Genomic DNA, 17265 nt, shown 5'->3' with positions numbered 1-17265 from the left:
TCCGGAGAGTGACTTGCGGTTACATCCGGACATTGGCATATATTTTTCGTCAAGAGGTATCGATAGCAGGAGAACTTTCATGACTGCGTTCCCTAAGGTGCTGTTCGACGAGGGCCACAGCGAGGCCTGGACGATCCGGCGCGACGTCGCCCAGGCGATGAACCCCGGCCACCCCGACGACAACTCCTACGCCCGCGCGGCCGACCTTCTCCGCCGGTTGGGGCACCAGGTTTCCGCCCACACGGACGGGACACTTGTCCTCGACGGCCAGGACGTGCTGGTCATCGCCCATCCGTCGGCGCAGCGCTGGGAACGCACCACCGGTCTGGGCAGCCCCGAGTTCACGCCGGAGGAGATCGACGCCGTCGAGGCGTTCGTGGCGGCCGGGGGAGGGCTCGTCGTCCTCGCGGAGGAGGAGCAGGAGAAGTACGGCACCAATCTGGGTGACCTGCTGTCCCGCTTCGGCGTGAGGGTCGTGCACACGACCGTCCAGGACCCGGCCAACCGGTTCAACAACGTGGCCGCCTGGGTGCTCGGCGAGCCGGCGCCCGGCTCGATCGACGGCGCCGACGTGCTGGCCGGGGTGCGGCGGGCCTGCTTCTACCGGGCCGGCGTGCTGGAGGCCCCCGAGGCGACCGCCCTGTTCCGGACCTCCGGGAGCGCCACCCCCGCCAACGCGCCGCTCGCCGTCGCGCTGCCCTACAAGGCGGGCCGGGTCGTCGTGGTGGCCGACTCCGACCTGTTCGGCGACGACTCGATCGGCGACCTCGACCACGCGCGGTTGTGGGGCAACCTGGTGACCTGGGCGGCCCGCTCGCCCGAGGCCGACACGACCGCCGCCAGGGGCCGGCCCGAGTTCGGCGCGCTCAAGGAGGCCGTCGAGGCGCTCCGGCCGTACACGGAGAAGGACGGCACCTTCACCGGTGACACCGCGCTGATCACCCGGGTCGCCGCGGAGGTCGCCGAGCTGGCCCCCCGGTTCCCGCACGACGCGGTCTACCTCTCCGAGGTGCGGAAGGACCTCGCCGCGTGGGCCGAGACCGGCGGCAAACCCGACTTCCTCGACTCGCTGAACGCCTTCCACCCCGACGAGCAGCGCGTCGACGGGCTGGAGCACCTCGTGGTGTTCCCGATGTACACCCAGAACGGCAACCCGAACCGCCAGCTGGAGGCGGTCTGGATCAGGACCGTCTGGCCGCAGTGGCTGGCCGACCTGGAGGCCGGGGGCTACGACAACCCGATGTTCGTGCCGATCGCCTTCGTCGACTTCACCGCCGGCTACGACACCGACTCGGCCGTGCTGTTCCCGGAGACCGTGGTGGTCAGGGAGACCCCGCCGCGCTTCACCTGGGGCGGCATCTTCTGCGACCGCGAGGCCGCCCGCTTCCGCATGGTGACCGACGCCGCCGCGAAGACCCTCAAGCTCGACCTGCCGCCCGACGCCGCCCGCCTGGTCGCCTCGCAGGAGCTCGCCCAGGAGACCTTCACGATGTGGGACCTGGTGCACGACCGCACCCACTCCCACGGCGACCTGCCGTTCGACCCGTTCATGATCAAGCAGCGGATGCCCTACTGGCTCTACTCCCTGGAGGAGCTGCGCTGCGACCTGACCGCGTTCGGCGAGGCCGTGAAGCTGGAGGCCGACGGCGTCCCGCACGCCCGCTACGTGCAGCTGGCGATCCTGTTCGACCGGCTGTTCCGCTTCCCGATCACGGGCGCGCGGGTGCGCAACTACGACGGGCTCGGCGGCCAGCTGCTGTTCGCCTTCCTGCACCGCAACGACATCGTCCGGTGGACCGACAACCGCCTGACGATCGCCTGGGACCGGGTCGCCGACGGCGTCGCCGACCTGCGCGCCGAGGTGGAGAAGCTCTACCGCGACGGCATCGACCGCTCGAAGCTGGCCCACTGGATGGCCGCCCACGAACTCGTCGCCGCCTACGTCGCGCCCCACCCGGCCTCCAAATGGGCTGCGCGGGACCTGCCGGAGGAGCAGAAGGCCATGGTCGACGCGGTGCTGCCGGACGAGTTCCCCCTGAGCATGTTCTACGAGGCGCTGCGCCGTAAGCTCGCCGACGTGATCGAATCGACGAAGGGCGTGCGCTGACGATGAACCGCGTCATTCTGGTGCTGGGGGCGGGCGGCCCCGCCGGGCGGGCCGTGGTGCGGAAGTTCACCGACCTCGGCGACACCGTCATCGGGGTCGACCGCTCGGGCGCCGAGGGTTGCCTGAAGACCGACCTCCTCGACCTCGCCCAGGTACGCGACCTGGAGGCCCGCGTCCGCGCCGAGCACGGCCGGGTCGACGGGATCTTCCACCTGGTCGGCGGCTGGCGCGGCGCCAAGACGTTCGCCGAGACCCGCCTGCAGGACTGGGCCGACCTCGACGCCCTGCTGGTCCGCACCCTCCAGCACGTCACGCTCGCCTTCGAGCCGCTGCTGAAGGCCGGCGACGACGGCCGGTTCGCGATCGTGTCGGCCAAGGCCGCCGAGGCCCCGACCCAGGGCAACGCCTGCTACGCCGCCGCCAAGGCCGCCTCCGAGGCGTGGACGCTGGCCTTCGCCGACGCCCTCAAGAACAGCCAGGCCGCCGCCTCGATCGTGGTGGTGATGGCGCTGGTGCACGACGCGATGCGGCAGGCGGCGCCCGAGAAGCCGTTCCGCAACTTCACCGATGTCGCCGACCTGGCCGACGCCCTGGCCGGTCTGTGGGACCGGCCCGCGACCGAGGCCAACGGCCTCAGATTGGACCTGACGGCCCATGGCGACTGACGCGGTCAGGCGGCACGACCCGGCCCGCCGGGGGTTCGCCAGCGACAACTACGCGGGCGTGCACCCGGAGATCCTGGAGGCGATCGCCCTCGCCAACGGCGGTCACCTGGTGGCCTACGGCGACGAGGTCTACACCTCCGCGCTGCGCAATGTGTTCCGCCGCCACTTCGGCGAGCGGGCCGAGGTCTACCCGGTGTTCAACGGCACCGGGGCCAACGTGGTCTCGCTGCGCGCGATGTGCCGGCCGTGGGAGTCGGTCGTCTGCGCCGACACCGCCCACGTCCACGTCGACGAGGGCGGGGCCCCCGAGGTCACCGGGTCGCTCAAGCTGCACACCGTGCGCACGCCCGACGGGAAGCTCACCCCCGATCTGGTCGACACGCAGGCGTGGGGCTTCGGCGACGTCCACCGGGCCCAGCCCCGGGTCGTGTCGATCACCAACGCCACCGAGCTCGGCACGGTGTACACGCCCGCGGAGATCGCCGCCCTGACCGAGCACGCCCACGCGCGCGGCATGCTCGTGCACGTCGACGGGGCGCGGTTGTGCAACGCCGCCGCCGCGCTCGACGTGCCGCTGCGGGCGCTGACCACCGACGTGGGGGTCGACGTGGTGTCGTTCGGCGGCACCAAGCTCGGGCTCATGCTGGGCGAGGCCGTGGTGGTGCTGAACCCCGACGCGGTGCGCGGGCTGCCGTACATCAGGAAGACGAGCATGCAGCTCGCCTCCAAGATGCGGTTCGTGTCGGCCCAGTTCGAGGCGCTGCTCTCGGGCGACCTGTGGTTGCGCAACGCCCGCAACGCCAACGCCATGGCGGCCCGGCTGGCCGAGCGGGTCGAGAACGTGCCCCACGTCACGCTGACGCGGCGGCCGCAGGCCAACGCGGTGTTCGCCACCCTGCCCGGCGAGGTCGCCGACCGGGTGCGCAAGGACTTCCCCTTCTACACGTGGAACCAGGAGACGGGCGAGGTGCGGTGGATGTGCTCGTTCGACACCACCGAGGAGGACGTGGACGCCTTCGTCAGGGCGCTCGCCGAGGGATAACCTGGTCCCCGTGCCGTTACGGGTCGTGATCGCCGAAGACAACCTCCTGATGCGGGAGGGCGTCGAACGCGTGCTCTCCCGCGATCCCGACCTGGCCGTCGTGGCCGCGTGCGCCGACCTCGGGGGGCTGCTGGCCGCCGTCGAGGAGCACCGGCCCGACGTGGTCGTGACCGACGTCCGCATGCCCCCGACGTCGACCGACGAGGGCATCCAGGCCGCCACGAAACTGCGCGCCGGGTGGCCCGAGACGGGCGTCGTGGTCCTGTCGCAGTACGCCGAGCCGTCCTACGCCACGATGCTGCTCGCGGGCGGCAGCGCCGGGCGGGCCTACCTGCTCAAGGAGCGGGTGGGCGAGCCCGGCCAACTGGTCGAGGCGGTCCGCGCGGTGGCGCGCGGCGGGTCGGTCATCGACCCGGTCGTCGTCGAGGGCATCCTGGCCGACTCGCTGCGGCGGCGGGCCTCCCCGCTCGCGGCGCTCACTCCCCGTGAGCGCGACGTGCTGGCCCAGATCGCCCAGGGCAAGAGCAACGCGGCCGTCGGCGAGACTCTCTACCTGAGCGAGAAATCGGTGGAGAAGCACATCAGCGTGGTCTTCGCCAAGCTCGGGCTGGAGGCCGCGCCCGAGGTGAACCGGCGGGTGCTGGCCGTGCTGCTCTACCTGTCGGAACAGGAGGGGTAACACCCTTAGCGACGGGCGCCCCATACGACACCATGGGTTGCCATGGGGTCCGTCGAAGTTCTCATCGTCGACGACCAGGCGCCGTTCCGGGCCGTCGCACGGCGGCTGGTCGGCCTGGTCGCCGGCTGGCGCGTGGCCGGCGAGGCGGAGTCGGGGGAGGCCGCCGTCGCGGCGGCCGCCCGCATCCGTCCCCAGGTGATCGTGATGGACATCAACCTGCCCGGCATCAGCGGCATCGAGGCCACCCGGCGCATCCTGGCCGGGCAGCCCGGCGTCACGGTCGTGCTGGTGTCCACCTACGCGGCCGAAGACCTGCCGCCCGACGCCTACACCTGCGGCGCGGCCGGCTACATCCGCAAGGAGGACCTGACCCCGGCCCGGCTGAGGGCGCACCTGGCGGCCATCAGCCCGCCCATGCCGTGGACGCCCGCGCCCGGCGGCGTCGACGACGAGCACAGGTAGACGCCCTCAAGAGGGGTGCGCCACGGCCGGTGCGACAGGACCGGCCGGGCGACGAACTGGCGCAGGTCGGCCGCGCCGCCGCCGATGTCCCCGCCGACGTAGTTGGCGTCGTGATCCTCCAGGGCGCGCGGGCCCATGACGTGGCGGGCCAGGACCACATCGCGGAAGCCGGGGGCGAACCGTTCGATCTGGGCCTCGATCGCATCGGTCATGTCGCCGTCGTAGCCGTGCGGGACGTGGCAGTAGGCCCACAGGGTGCGCTTTCCCTCGGGGGCCCGCGACGGGTCGGGAGGCTGCACCAGGAGGACGTAGGGACGCTCGCCGACCCGTCCGCGCACCGCCGCCCGCTCACTCGCGGCGATCTCCTCCAGGGTGCCGCCGAGGTGGACGGTCCCGGCCGCCGCCACCGCCGGGTCGCGCCAGGGGACCGGGCCGCCGAGCGCCCAGTCGACCTTGAACACGCCGGGGCCGTAGCGGAAGCGGCGCATCCTGCGGGCGTAGGACTCGGGCAGGTCGGCCATCTCCGCGAACCGGCGCGGAGTGACGTTCAGCAGGATCGTCTCGGCGTCGGGGAGCTCCTTCAGGGCGGTCACCCGGTGGCCGGCGACGGCCTCGCCGCCGAGCTCGCGCAGCCGGGCCACCATCGCGTCGGCCATCACCTGGGAACCGCCGCGCACCACCGGCCAGCCGACCAGGTGGGCCGTCGCGGCCAGCATCACGCCGTAGCCGGCGGAGATGGGGCTGCGCAGGTCGAGCATCGAGTGGGCGGCCATCCCGGCCAGCGCCGCGCGGGCGCGCGGTTCGCGGAAGAGCAGGTGCGCCGCGGTCGTGGCGGGGAGGGCGCCGGCGAGGCCGTACCGGACCAGTGCCAGCGGCGCTCTGGGCACGCCGAGGGGGGCGAGCAGGGTGTCGACCAGGGGGAAACCGGCGCGGGCGGTGGCGCCCACGGTGGCCAGGTAGGCCGCGCCGTCGCGGCCCAGCCCGGCGGCCGTGCGCTCGGCCGAGCGGTGGAACAACACGGCCGGGCCGTCGTCGAGCGGGTGGGCGGCCGGGATCTCCGGGTGCACGGGCTCCACGCCCAGGCCGGGCAGCCGGTCGCGCAGCGCGGGCGAGGCCAGCGCGGTCGCGATCACGGTCGCGCAGAGGTCGTGGGTGAAACCGGGCAGGGTGAGCTCGGAACTGCTGCGCAGACCGCCGCCGAAGGTCGCGGCCGCCTCCAGCAGCAGCACCCGGCGGCCCGACTCGGCCAGCTCCAGCGCGCCGGTCAGGCCGTTCGGGCCCGAACCGACGACGACGGCATCGAACTCAGGCATGTGGGATCTCCCCGCGGATCGTGGTGCCGGCCCCGAGCGCCGAGTCGACGGTCAAGGCGCCGCCGATCGCGCCCAGCCGGTCGCGCATGTTGACGAAGCCGTGCCCCTCACCAGCGGATTCGAACCCGGCCCCGTCGTCGGCCACGGTGAACCGCAGCGCCTTGTCGTCGGCGGTGATCGCCACCTCGATGGCCGCGTCGGCCCCGGCGTGCTTGCCCGCGTTCTGGATCGCCTCCAGGCAGCAGAAGTAGACGGCCGCCTCGGTCTCCTCGGAGAACCGCCGGGGCAGGTCGACGTCGACCGCGCACGGCAGCGCCGACCGCCGCGCCGCCGACCGCATCGCCTGGTCGAGGCCGTGGTTGCGCAGCAGCGGGGGATAGACGCCGTGGGCCAGCTCCCGGACGGCCGCGATGGTGCCCTGGACGTCGTCGCGCAGCTCCGACATCATCGCGCGGGCGACGTCGGGCTCCTCGGCGATGATCTCCCCGGCCAGGCTCAGCTTGACCGACAGGGCGACCAGGTGCTGCTGCGCGCCGTCGTGCAGGTCCCGTTCGATGGCGCGGCGGGCGGCGTCGGCCGAGGTCACGATGCGCAGCCGGGACGCCTGGAGCTCCTCGTTGCGGCGGCGCAGCTCGTCGAGGCTCGCCTGCAGCGCCGAGTCGAGCCGCATGTTGTGCAGGGCCAGGCCCACCTGGCGGGCCAGCTGCACGAGCACCTGGTCGTCGTTCTCGGAGAACGGCGGGGCGTCGGGCGGGCGGCGCACCACGATCATGCCGAGGAGCTCGCCCAGGTGGGCGGCCGGCGCGACGCGCACCAGGCCGCCGCTCTCCGGGAGCATGCCGGGCAACCAGATGGCCAGCCACGACGGGCCGCCGATCCGGGTGCGGCCGACGATGACGCGTTCGCGGTCGTTCAGGGTGATGCGCTCGGGCGGCAGGTCGGGCACGCTGACCGTACGCTGGAGCACGCCGCTCGCGCCGACCCAGATCTCCGCGCCCGCCGGGGCCATCGCCGCCTTCAGCGACTCGGCCAGCTGGAGCAGCAACTCGTCGAAGGGCACCGCGCGGCTCATGCGGGCGCCGAAGGTGGCCAGGATCTCCTCCGGCGGCACCCCGCCCCGGCCGGTGATCGCGCGGGCGGTGTGGAGCAGGCGGTTGCGCACCGGGATGGCCAGGACCGCCACCACCAGCGCCGCCGCCATCGACGACACCAGCAGGTCGCGCTCGTTCTCGGCCGGGAGGCGGCCCAGGCCCAGCACCACCACCAGGTAGACGCCGGCGATCATCACCGCGAACCCGGCGACCACCACCGCCTCCAGCAGCGCCTTCTCGCCGACGTGGGCGGTCGGCGGCAGGTGCCCGAACAGGGCGCCCACCGGCACGATCACCAGCGCCCCGACGAGCCACGCCATCGGCGTCTCCGGCACGCCCAGCAGCAGGTAGAGCCCGATGATCACCGCGCCCGCGGCGGCGGCGAGCAGCAGCGCCGCGCCGGTCCACTGGAGCGCCGCCCGCTGCCGGGGCGAGGCCGGGCCGCAGCGGGCCACGATCGCGATCGTGCCGGTGCCGGCTGCGACCACGGCGGCGGTGGCGTAGCCGCCGGGGGAGACCTCGACGAGGAGGGTGAGCGCCAGCCCGCCCAGCGCGCCCAGGCCCGTGACGATCCTTCTCGGGAGCGTCCTCAGGTCGCCGTCGGGCAGCGCGAGGGCGAACCCGAGCCACCCGGCGATGGCCAGCGGCACCGCCTGCGGCCAGATCGCGGCCGCGCCCTGGAGGACGGCCACCAGGCCGGCCCAGCGCGCGACGGCGGGCCGTCCGGAGGCCAGGCACCCGGCGGCCGCGATCACCCACCCGGCGGCCACGACGGCGCTGGCGGTGTCGGCGGCGTCGTTGAACCCGGCGCCGAGCGTCACCATCGCGGCGACGCCCCCGATCGTCGCGGTGAGCACGCGGTTCACATCGATCACTCCGCTCGCAGGAGAAGCCCGGCCGGCAGCCGGGCGGCGGTCCGCCCCGGCCACGCGGCCAGCAGGTTGGCGATCAGCAGGGCCAGCGGGCCGACCAGCAGCAGGGCCCAGGCGGCCAGCGGGGGGACGTACAGCAGCGGGGTCGCGTCGGCGGTGACCCGCCAGACCACCCGGCCGGCGGCCAGCCCGAGCGGCACCCCGAACGCGAGCCCGGCCACGGCCAGCAGGCTGGCCTGGGTGACGACGACCAGCCGGGCCTGCCTCGGGATCAGGCCGAGGGCACGCAGCACCGCGAGGTCGTGGGCCCGCCGCCGGACCGCCGTGGCCAGCGCGTGCCCGACCGCGCCGGTCCCGAGGACCGCGAGGAAGCCGGCCAGCACGATCGGCAGCACCCGGTGCTGGCGCAGCTCGCTGAGCTGGAACGGCGGCTCGACCGGCTGGAGCGGCAGGTCGGACTGCCCGAACGCCGCCGTGACCCGTGCCTGCAGCGCGGCCGGTTCGGCGCCGGGCCGGACCGCGATCAGCACCTCGTGGGTCTTGAACGCGTCGAACAGGGCGTGCCAGGTGTCGTCGGCGACCCAGCCGCCGGACGCGTAGGTGTTGTGGCTGGCCTCCGGCACGAACCCGATCCCGGTCACCCGCAGCGCCGCGGGGCGGGTGCCCGTGAGGGTGACCGTGTCGCCGACGGCGGCCCCCAGGTCCCGTGCGCTGTGCGGGGCCAGCATGACCTCGCCCGCCTTCTCCGGTGGCGCCCCCTCGATCGTCACCACCCGCACTCCGCCGGGCTGCCGGGAGAACAGCGGCACCGCCGTGCCGCCCGAGACGGCCACGCCGAGGCGGGTGTCGGTGAGGGCGGCGACGGCGGGATCGTCGCGGAGCGCGCGCAGCCCCCGCGCGAGCACGCCGGCGGGCACGAGGTCCGCGCCCAGGTCGCCCAGCGGCAGGACGAACTGGTGGGTCTGCCCGAACGCCTCCGGGTTCCGGCCGGTCTCCTCGACCCCGGCGGCGAAGGTGAACGCCGCCAGCACCCCCAGCACGCCGGTGACCGCGCCCAGCAGCGCCGGCCGGACCGGCACCCCGTCGCGGCCGGGCTCCAGCGCGAACCGGGCGCCGACGGCGATCGGCACCGGCAGCCCGAGCCGGGCGATCCACGACGCCCGCAGGGGCCGCCGCGCGGACCGGGACGCGGTGAGCACACCCCAGCCGAACACGGCCAGCGGCGCCAGCGCCATCCCCGGCACCAGCACGAGCGCGTCGAAGTGCCGCCCCGGGTCGGGTTCCCGCAGCCCGGCCGCCCCGAGCGGCATCAGCGCCGACGCCAGATAGGCCCCCGCCCCGCCGGCGAGCGCCCCCGCCGAGGCGGCCAGCGCGGGAGCGATCGAGGCGGTCACCGCCGCCCGGCGGGGCGACAACCCGGCGGCGCGCAGCGGACGCAGCGCCGCCGCCCCCGCCGCGACGTACCGGCTCACCGACTGGCCCACCAGCACCAGCGCCGCCGCCAGGGCGGCCAGCCCGAACGCCAGCAGCACGACCGCGCCGAACCGGGCCACCTCGCGGTCGCGGTCGGCCATCCGCGACGACATCTCCCACAGGTCGAGGTCGTGCCGCCCGGTGATCCTGGCCAGCCCCTCCTGGAACCCGGCCAGGTCGCCCTTCAGCCGGACCAGCGCGTTGGCGTAGGAGACGCCGGGCTGCTCCAGGTTGGCCCGATGGGCCGCCACGAAACCGGGCCCCGGGAACACGTAGCCCGGATGGTCGACCTCGTCGCGGAACCACGTCGATCGCACCACCCCCACCACCCGGACGTTCACCACCGGCCCCTTCGCCGCCCACCAGTCGCCCGAGGCGAACTGCCCGGGGTCGAAGAGCCGCACGGTGAGCGCGTCGCCCGGCCGGTGGCCGGTGGCGGCCGTGACGACCACCTCGTCGGCGGCGGCCGGATCCCACATGCGGCCCGCCAGCACGACGGGCCGCTCGACCGTCAGGCCGAACTGGTCGTCGGCCGCCGGGAACCAGCCGAGCCCGCGCCCCCGGACCTCGATGAAGGTGATCAGGTAGGCTCCCAGCGCCTCGACCTGCGGCAGCGCCCGGACCTTCGCCCAGTCGAGCCCGGGGATGTTCGCCAGCACGTTGTGCGTCGCCGGCGCCGACGCCGCCCACAACCGGTCGACGGCCGAATCGGCCCGCCGCGCCCCGGCCAGCGCGGTCAGCACGGTCGCCACGGCCAGCGCCGTCAGCACCGCCAGCGTCACCAGCGACCGCGCCCGGTTCCGCAGTTCGAGCCGCACCCAGAGCCCCGTCATCACTCCGCCCTCAGCACGTCGGCGACCCGCAGCCGGGCCAGCGCCCGCCCCGGCCACCCGGCCAGCAGCGCCGCGGTCAGCAGCGTGACCGGCGCGGCCAGCGCCAGCGCCCAGAACGCGACCGGCGGCTGGTAGAAGATCGGCCACTGGTCGGTCACCAGCCGCCACAGGGTCCGCCCGAGCGCGACCCCGAGCGGCACCCCGAAGGCCAGCCCGGTCACGGCCAGCACCCCGGCCTGGGTGACGACGATCCGGCGCGCCTGGCGCGGGGTCAGCCCGAGGGCCCGCAGCACCGCCACCTCGTGGGTGCGGCGGCGGACGGCGGTGGTCAGCACCTGGCCGACCGCGCCCACGGCGAGCAGCGCCAGGAAGGCGGCCAGCGCGACCGGCAGCACGGCCAGCTCGTCGATCTCGGCCACCTCGGGGGGCGGCCCGGCGGGCCAGGCGGGCAGGCCCGCGGTGTCGAGCGTGGCCGGGTCGACGCCGGGGCGCAGCCCGATGAGGATCGAGCGGAACTTGTGGCCCGTGCCGAACAGGCGGGCGAAGCCCTCGGAGGTGACGGCGCCGCCCCGGTCGTAGGAGTTGTGCCGGCCGATCGTGGTGAAGCCGACGCCGGTCACCGTGAACTCGGCCGAGCCGGGCTCGCCGGCCAGCGGGATCCGGTCGCCGACCCCGATGCCCAGGTCGCGGGCGGTGCTCAGGGCCAGCATGAGCTCGTCGGGGGCGGCCGGGGCACGTCCGGACGCCACCATCAGCGGCAGGTCGCCCTTCGTGTGCAGGGCGACCCGGGTCTCGCCGGTCTCGGCGACGGCGGTCCGGTCGTCGGTCACCCCGGTCACCCTCGGGTCGGCCCGCAGGGCCGCGAGCGCGGCGAGCGCCGTCGAGGGGTCGGCCGACGTGCCGTCGCCGCCGAGGAAGATCTCCGCCTGGTGGGTCTGCCCGAACCGCTCGGGATGCGACCCGGCGTCGGTGACCCCGGCGTGGAAGGTGAACGCCGCCAGCACCCCGAGCACCCCGACGACCGCGCCGAGCAGCGCGGGCCTGGTCGGCACGCCCGGCCCGCGCTCCAGCGCGAACCGCGCGCCGGTCACGACGGCGGGCGGCAGGTCGGCCCGCGCGGCGGCGGACGCGATCACGCTCGGCCGGGCCGCCGTGACCGGAGGGGGCGACAACGCCCGCCACGCGGAGGCGGCCGCCGCCAGCCCGGCCAGCACGACGGCCAGCAGCGCGCCGGGGACCAGCACCCGCCAGTCGGCGTCGGGCCCGGGGGCGGGCTCGAGGAACGCGGCGGCCCCGAGGGGCAGCAGCGGCGACAGTGCGACCGCGCCCGCGACCCCCAGCAGCGAACCGGCCGCCGCCGCGAGCACCGGACCGGCCGCGGCCGCCGCCACGCCCTGACGCCGGGTCAGCCCGAGCGGGCGCAGCGCCGCCAGCGTGCCGGCCGAGGCGGCGGCGTGCCGGGAGATCGTCTGGCCGAGGAGCACCACCGAGGCGGCGAACACGGCGGCCCCGAACGCCAGCAGCGACACCGCCTCGAACCGGGTGATCTCCCGCTCATGGTCGATGAACTGCCGCATGTCCCACACGTCGATGTTGGTGCGCCCGGTCGCCTCGGCCAGCTGGCGGGTGAACTCGGGCAGCGGCGCGCGCAGCCGGACCAGCGCGTTGAGGAAGGCGACGTCGGGCCCTCCGGCGATGTTGTGCGCGTACGCTCGGAAGAGCGCCGGCGACGGGATGAGGTCGCCGGTCGGCATCTCCAGCGAGTCGGAGTACCAGCCCGACCGGATGACGCCGGTGATCCTGGTCACCAGCCGGGGGCCGGTCGGGGTCAGCCGGTCCCACAACGCCGGGTCGCCGATCCCGCGGTCGACCTCCTCGGGCGTGAACAGCCGCAGGGTGACGGTGTCGCCGACGCCGCGCCCCCACGTCTCGGCGAACGCGGCGGTGACGGCGGCCTCGTCGGCGGCCACCGGCAGCCGGCCCGCCAGCACCACCGGCTTCTCGATGGTGTGCCACATGGCGTCGTCGGTGGGCGGCGGCAGGTTGGCCCGCATTCCGGGCGGGTCCTCGAAGAACCAGGTGCCGGTCGCCGGGAAGGCCGCCAGCGCCGCCACCGACGGCAGCGCCCTGATCGTGTCCCAGTCGAAGCCCGGCTGGTTGGGCAGCACGACGGCGTCGGCCGGCAGGGTGACCTCGACCAGCCGGTCGACCGCGCCGGCCCCGCGCGCGGCGCCCGCCACGGCCGCCAGGGTGGCGGCCAGCGCGACCGCGACGAGCAGGGCCAGCGCCGTCAGCGCCCGCCACCGCGTCCGGGTCTCCAGCCGGAGCCAGTGCGGGGTCATCATTCGGTCCTGAGGACGTGGCCCACCCGCGTCCGGGTGGAGAGCCGGGCCGGCCAGACGGCCAGCAGGTTCGCGGCCAGCAGCGTGAGCGGGCCGATCAGCAGCAGCGCGACCAGCGCCAGTGGCGGACGGTAGAAGAACGGCATCGTGTCGGCCACCACGCCCCACAGGGCCCGGCCGACGATGAAGCCGAGCGGCACCCCGGCCACGATCCCGGTCAGCGCCAGGATGGTCGCCTGGGTGAGCACCACCCCCCGCACCTGACGGCGGGTCATGCCGCAGGCGCGCAGCACCGCCATCTCGTGCCGCCGCCGCCGGACAGCGGTGACCAGGGCGTGCGCGACCGCGCCGAGCGCGAGCAGGCCGAGGAAGACGGCCAGCGCCAGCGGCAGCGGCTCGACGCCGGTCATCTGCGCCAGCTGGACGGGCGGATCGGGCGGGAACAGGCCCACGCCCTCGGGGAAGCCGGCGTTGACGCGGGCCATCACGGCGGCCGGGTCGCCGGTCACGGCGGCGAACGCGAACAGGAACTTGAACCCCTCGGGCGGCAGCAGCCGCTCGTATCCGGCGGCGGTGACGACGCCGCCCTCGTCGTAGTCGTTGTGCGGCCCGCTCGGCACGAAGCCCAGCCCGACGACCCGGAACCCGTGGTCGCCGCGCGGCCCGGTCAGCGTGAGGACGTCGCCGACGCCCACGCCGGCGCGGCGGGCGCTGCTGACGGCCAGCATGACCTCGCCGGGCCCCTCGGCCGGCCTGCCCTCGGTCACCACCGGCCGCCAGGGGCGGGCGGCGTCGTGCAGGCCGAACAGGGTGACCGAGGTCGCCCCCGCCTGCGCCACGCCGACGGTCGCGGTGGTCCCGGCCGTCACGCCGGGGTCGGACTCGACCGCCCGGAGCGTGGCCGCCGGGTCGGCGAACACCTGCCCGGCGACGCCCAGGAAGCCGACCAGCTGGAAGTTCTGGCCGTACCGCTCGGGATGGGAACCGGCGTCCTGGACGCCGTTCGCGAAGGTGAACGCGGCGACCACGCCGAGCACCCCCACGACCGCGCTGACCAGCGCGGGCCGCACCGGCAGCGCGTCGGGGCCCCGGCCGCGCTCCAGCGCGAACCGGGCGCCGACCACGACCGGAACCGGCAGCCCGAGCCGGGCCGCCGCGGCCACCAGAGAGGACCGGGCCTCCGGCCCCCGGGTCCGGCGCAGCGCCAGCCATCCCGACGCCGCCGACCCGGCGGCCACCAGCAGCACCGCCAGCGCGGCCCCCGCGCCGAGCACCGGCCCGTCGGCGTCGAACCCGGGCGCCGGCTCGACCATGGAGGCCGAGCCGATCGGCGTCCACCACGAGGCCGCCAGCGCCACCGCCACGGCGACGACCGCCCCCGCGGCCGCCGACAACACCGGCAGGACGGGCAGCAGCCGCACCGCCTGGCCCGGTGTCAGGCCGAGCGCCCACAGGGTCTTCAGCGTGCCGGCCGCGGCGGCCGTGTAGCGCGCCACCGACTGGCCGATGAGCACCACCGCCGCGACCAGGGCGGCCAGCCCGAACAGCAGCAGGCAGACCGACTCGAAGGCGATCAGCCGCCGCAACCGGTCGCCCTCGGCCACGTTGTTCCACACGTCGATGTCCGGCCGGCCGGTGAGCACGGCCAGGTCTCTCTTGAACGGCTCGATCTGGCCGGTGCCGCCGCGCAGCCGCACCAGCGCGTTGACGTAGCCCTCCAGGTTCGGGCCGAGGAAGTTCCTCTCGTGCGCCGCGAACAGGGCCGGCGTGACGATCACGCCGCCCCGGGGGGAGCCGGCCACGTCGACGTACCAGGGCGACCGGATGACGCCCACGACCGTGGCCCGGATCCGCGGGCCGGTGAACCGCTCGGCGCCCGCGTCGGGCCGCGACTCCTCGACGGTCGGCAGCCGCAGGGTGACGTGGTCGCCGACGCCGCGGCCGAAATGGCGGGAGAACGCCGGGGTGACCAGCACCTCGTCGACCCGGGTCTTGTCGTAGAGGCGGCCGGCCAGCACGACCGGCTCCTCGGTGCCCTCGAAGATGTGGTCGTCGCCGGGCGGGAACGCCGCCACCTCGCCCGAGGCGGCGGGGTCGTCGAGGGAGAACCCGGCCACCACGAAGGTGGTCACCGCCTCCACCAGGGGCAGCGCCCTGACCCGGTCCCAGTCGAAGCCCGGCTGGTTGGGCAGCACCGTGATCGTCGACGGCCGGGTCGCCTCCGACAGCCGTTCGTAGGCCGACAACCCCCGGCGCGCCCCCGCGACCGCCGTCAGGACCGTCGCCAGCGCGAACGCGATCAGCAGCGCCAGCACCACCGCCGACCGGCCCCGGCGGCGCCATTCGAGGCGCAACCAAAACCAGGTCATGACTCGATCCGGCCGTCGCGCATCCGGATCGACCGCGACGCCCCGGCCGCCACCTCGGCGGCGTGCGTCACCATGACGATCGTCTGGCCGTCTTCGTGCAGCCGCCGGAACAGCTCCAGCACCTCCAGCCCGCCCTCGCTGTCGAGCGCGCCGGTCGGCTCGTCGGCCAGCAGCAGGCTCGGCTGGTTGACCAGCGCCCGCGCGATGGCCAGCCGCTGCCGCTGGCCCCCGGAGAGCACGGCCGGGACCTGCTGCAACCTGTCACCCAGTCCCAGCAGGTCGAGCAGGTCCCGGGCGCGCGCCTCGGCGGCCCGCCGCTTCATGCCGCCCAGCACGCCGGGCAGCACGAGGTTGTCGAGCGCGGAGACGCCGTCGAGGAGGTTGAAGAACTGGAACACGAAGCCGATGTGGTGGCGGCGGAACCGGGCCAGCCAGTCTTCGTCGCGGCCGTCGACGCGCTCGCCGGCGACCTCGATCGTGCCGTCGTCGACGCCGTCGAGGCCGGCGATGACGTTCAGCAGGGTCGACTTGCCGCACCCCGAGGGGCCCATGACGGCGACGAACTCGCCCTCGGCGACGTCGAAGTCGACGCCCCGCAGGGCGCGGACCGGGGCGAGTTCGGCCTCGAAGGTGCGGCGGGCGCCGCGCACCCGGACGGCGGTGTCGGACATCAGTGTTCCTCCGGGAGGTGGAAGGCCGTGACGGGGGTGGACCGGCCCTTGACGGCGCGGGGTCCGAGGGGGATCCAGGGCAGCCCTCCGGGGAGCGCGTCCAGGGTGCTGGCGGCGGCGACCGTCCCGGCCGGGCGGGCCAGGTCCTGCATCCGGGCCGCCAGGTTGACCGTGTCGCCGACCAGCGTGTACTCGACGCGTTCCTCGCTGCCGAGCAGCGCGGCGGCCACCTCGCCCGTGCACAGGCCGATGCCGAGCCGGAACGGGGTCTCCCACTCGTCGTTCAGGCGGCGCTGGCGCACGTGCATCTGCCGGGCCGCCGCGACCGCCGAGGCGGCGTGGCCGGGGCGCGGGTCGGGCGCGCCGAAGACGGCCATGACGGCGTCGCCGACGTACTGCATGACGGTGCCGCCCTCGCGGAGGATGGCCGCGTTCATGGCCTTGCGGTGGGCGTTGAGCCGCCCCGCCAGCACCGCCGGGTCGGTGTGCTCGGCGATGGCCGAGTAGCCGCGCACGTCGCTCATCAGCACGGTCACCGTGAGCCGTTCGGTCCGGTCGAGCCCGTCGGCCAGCAGCTTGTCGGCCAGGCCGCCGGGCAGCAGGCGCGAGAGGCGCTCGCCCTGCTCGTCGCGGCGCAGGATCGCGGTGTGCAGCATGCGCAGCCGTTTCAGCGCGCCCTGCCGGCCCGCCGACGCGCCCCGCGCCAGCTTGAGGAACAGCTGCTCGACCAGCGCGTTCACCTTCTCGGGGCTGTCGCCGGCCGCCGCCGCGATGGCCTTCACCGACCGTCCCTCGGCCACCTGCCGCAGCAGCGCCTCCTCGGCCGCGCTCAGTTCCGGCGACCGCGCCGGGGAGAGCAGGTCCTGGACGATCTGGGGGTCGACCATCGACCCGCCCGCCGCCACCTCACGAATGGCCCGGCCCAGCAGCCGCGCGTCCGCGATCCGGTCCTTCAGCAGGTACGCGTACCCGTCGGCCCCCTCCGACAGCAGCTTCACCGCGTAGTCGGGGTCGTCGTACTGGCTCAGCACCACGACGCCGGTGCCCGGGAGGCGCCCCCGAACCTCCCGGGCGGCGTCGATGCCCTCGTCCTGGAAGGTCGGGGGCATGCGGATGTCGGTCACGAGCACCTGGGGCCGCAGCTCCTCGGCGCGCGCGACCAGCTCGTCGTAGTCGGCGGCCACGCCGACCACGTCGAGGGCCTGGTCCCTGGCCAGTAGTGCGCGCACGCCCTCGCGGACGATCAGGTTGTCGTCGGCGAGCAGCACGGTGATGCGGTCCACGCGGTAAATGTCCCTCCCGCGCGTGGCGGGGAACAGAGGGTTAGCCCTCCTGCACCCGGATGG

General features: G+C 75.0%; 12 protein-coding genes. 5 read left to right on the top strand and 7 right to left on the bottom strand.

The genetic code is table 11. The features are described 5' to 3' along the window. Positions 1-79: 79 nt before the first annotated feature. Genes AW271_RS24715 through AW271_RS38920 form a run of 5 tightly spaced genes read left to right on the top strand, consistent with a single transcriptional unit; the run spans position 80 to position 4955 of the window. Entirely contained in the window at positions 80-2107 is a 2028-nt protein-coding gene (locus AW271_RS24715) for a DUF6421 family protein (protein WP_062339980.1), read from the top strand. Positions 2108-2109: 2 nt separating this feature from the next. Then, complete coding sequence (locus AW271_RS24710; protein WP_062339979.1) at positions 2110-2772, top strand: SDR family NAD(P)-dependent oxidoreductase; 663 nt, start codon at positions 2110-2112, stop codon at positions 2770-2772. Then, on the top strand, positions 2762-3814 hold the full coding sequence (locus tag AW271_RS24705; protein WP_062339978.1) for a threonine aldolase family protein: 1053 nt from the start codon (positions 2762-2764) through the stop codon (positions 3812-3814). Before AW271_RS24710 ends, AW271_RS24705 begins: the two co-directional genes overlap by 11 nt. A gap of 10 nt (positions 3815-3824) precedes the next feature. Then, complete coding sequence (locus AW271_RS24700) at positions 3825-4493, top strand: response regulator transcription factor (RefSeq protein ID WP_062339977.1); 669 nt, start codon at positions 3825-3827, stop codon at positions 4491-4493. A 42-nt stretch (positions 4494-4535) separates the two neighbouring features. Then, a complete protein-coding gene (locus AW271_RS38920) occupies positions 4536-4955 on the top strand; it encodes a response regulator (RefSeq protein WP_157554603.1) in 420 nt (139 codons plus the stop codon). On the opposite strand, the gene AW271_RS24690 is transcribed toward AW271_RS38920, so the two are convergent. The 7 genes from AW271_RS24690 to AW271_RS24660 are packed head-to-tail and all read right to left on the bottom strand — an operon-like array spanning position 4841 to position 17202. Further along, positions 4841-6268, bottom strand: coding sequence for a phytoene desaturase family protein (locus AW271_RS24690; RefSeq protein ID WP_062339976.1), 1428 nt, complete (start codon positions 6266-6268; stop codon positions 4841-4843). The two genes, AW271_RS38920 and AW271_RS24690, sit on opposite strands and share 115 nt — an antisense overlap. After that, positions 6261-8225 (bottom strand): sensor histidine kinase, encoded by a 1965-nt coding sequence (locus tag AW271_RS24685; protein WP_062339975.1) that lies wholly within the window; start codon positions 8223-8225, stop codon positions 6261-6263. The genes AW271_RS24690 and AW271_RS24685 overlap by 8 nt, the downstream gene beginning before the upstream one ends. 5 nt (positions 8226-8230) lie before the next feature. After that, entirely contained in the window at positions 8231-10537 is a 2307-nt protein-coding gene (locus AW271_RS24680; RefSeq protein WP_062339974.1) for an ABC transporter permease, read from the bottom strand. After that, on the bottom strand, positions 10537-12879 hold the full coding sequence (locus AW271_RS24675; RefSeq protein ID WP_062339973.1) for an ABC transporter permease: 2343 nt from the start codon (positions 12877-12879) through the stop codon (positions 10537-10539). The genes AW271_RS24680 and AW271_RS24675 overlap by 1 nt, the downstream gene beginning before the upstream one ends. Then, positions 12879-15248: an ABC transporter permease gene (locus tag AW271_RS24670; protein WP_062339972.1), complete on the bottom strand. Its 2370-nt coding sequence runs from the start codon at positions 15246-15248 to the stop codon at positions 12879-12881. Before AW271_RS24670 ends, AW271_RS24675 begins: the two co-directional genes overlap by 1 nt. Continuing rightward, the gene (locus AW271_RS24665; RefSeq protein ID WP_062339971.1) at positions 15245-15919 is read right to left on the bottom strand and encodes an ABC transporter ATP-binding protein; all 675 of its coding nucleotides are present in this window, start codon (positions 15917-15919) and stop codon (positions 15245-15247) included. The genes AW271_RS24670 and AW271_RS24665 overlap by 4 nt, the downstream gene beginning before the upstream one ends. Then, the gene (locus tag AW271_RS24660; protein WP_062339970.1) at positions 15919-17202 is read right to left on the bottom strand and encodes an adenylate/guanylate cyclase domain-containing protein; all 1284 of its coding nucleotides are present in this window, start codon (positions 17200-17202) and stop codon (positions 15919-15921) included. The genes AW271_RS24665 and AW271_RS24660 overlap by 1 nt, the downstream gene beginning before the upstream one ends. Positions 17203-17265 lie beyond the last annotated feature (63 nt).

Source organism: Herbidospora sakaeratensis (assembly GCF_001570525.1).
In the GTDB taxonomy this organism is placed as follows: domain Bacteria; phylum Actinomycetota; class Actinomycetes; order Streptosporangiales; family Streptosporangiaceae; genus Herbidospora; species Herbidospora sakaeratensis.
The sequence above is the reverse complement of the archived record's forward strand: the minus strand, read 5'-3'. Positions and strand labels throughout refer to the sequence as shown.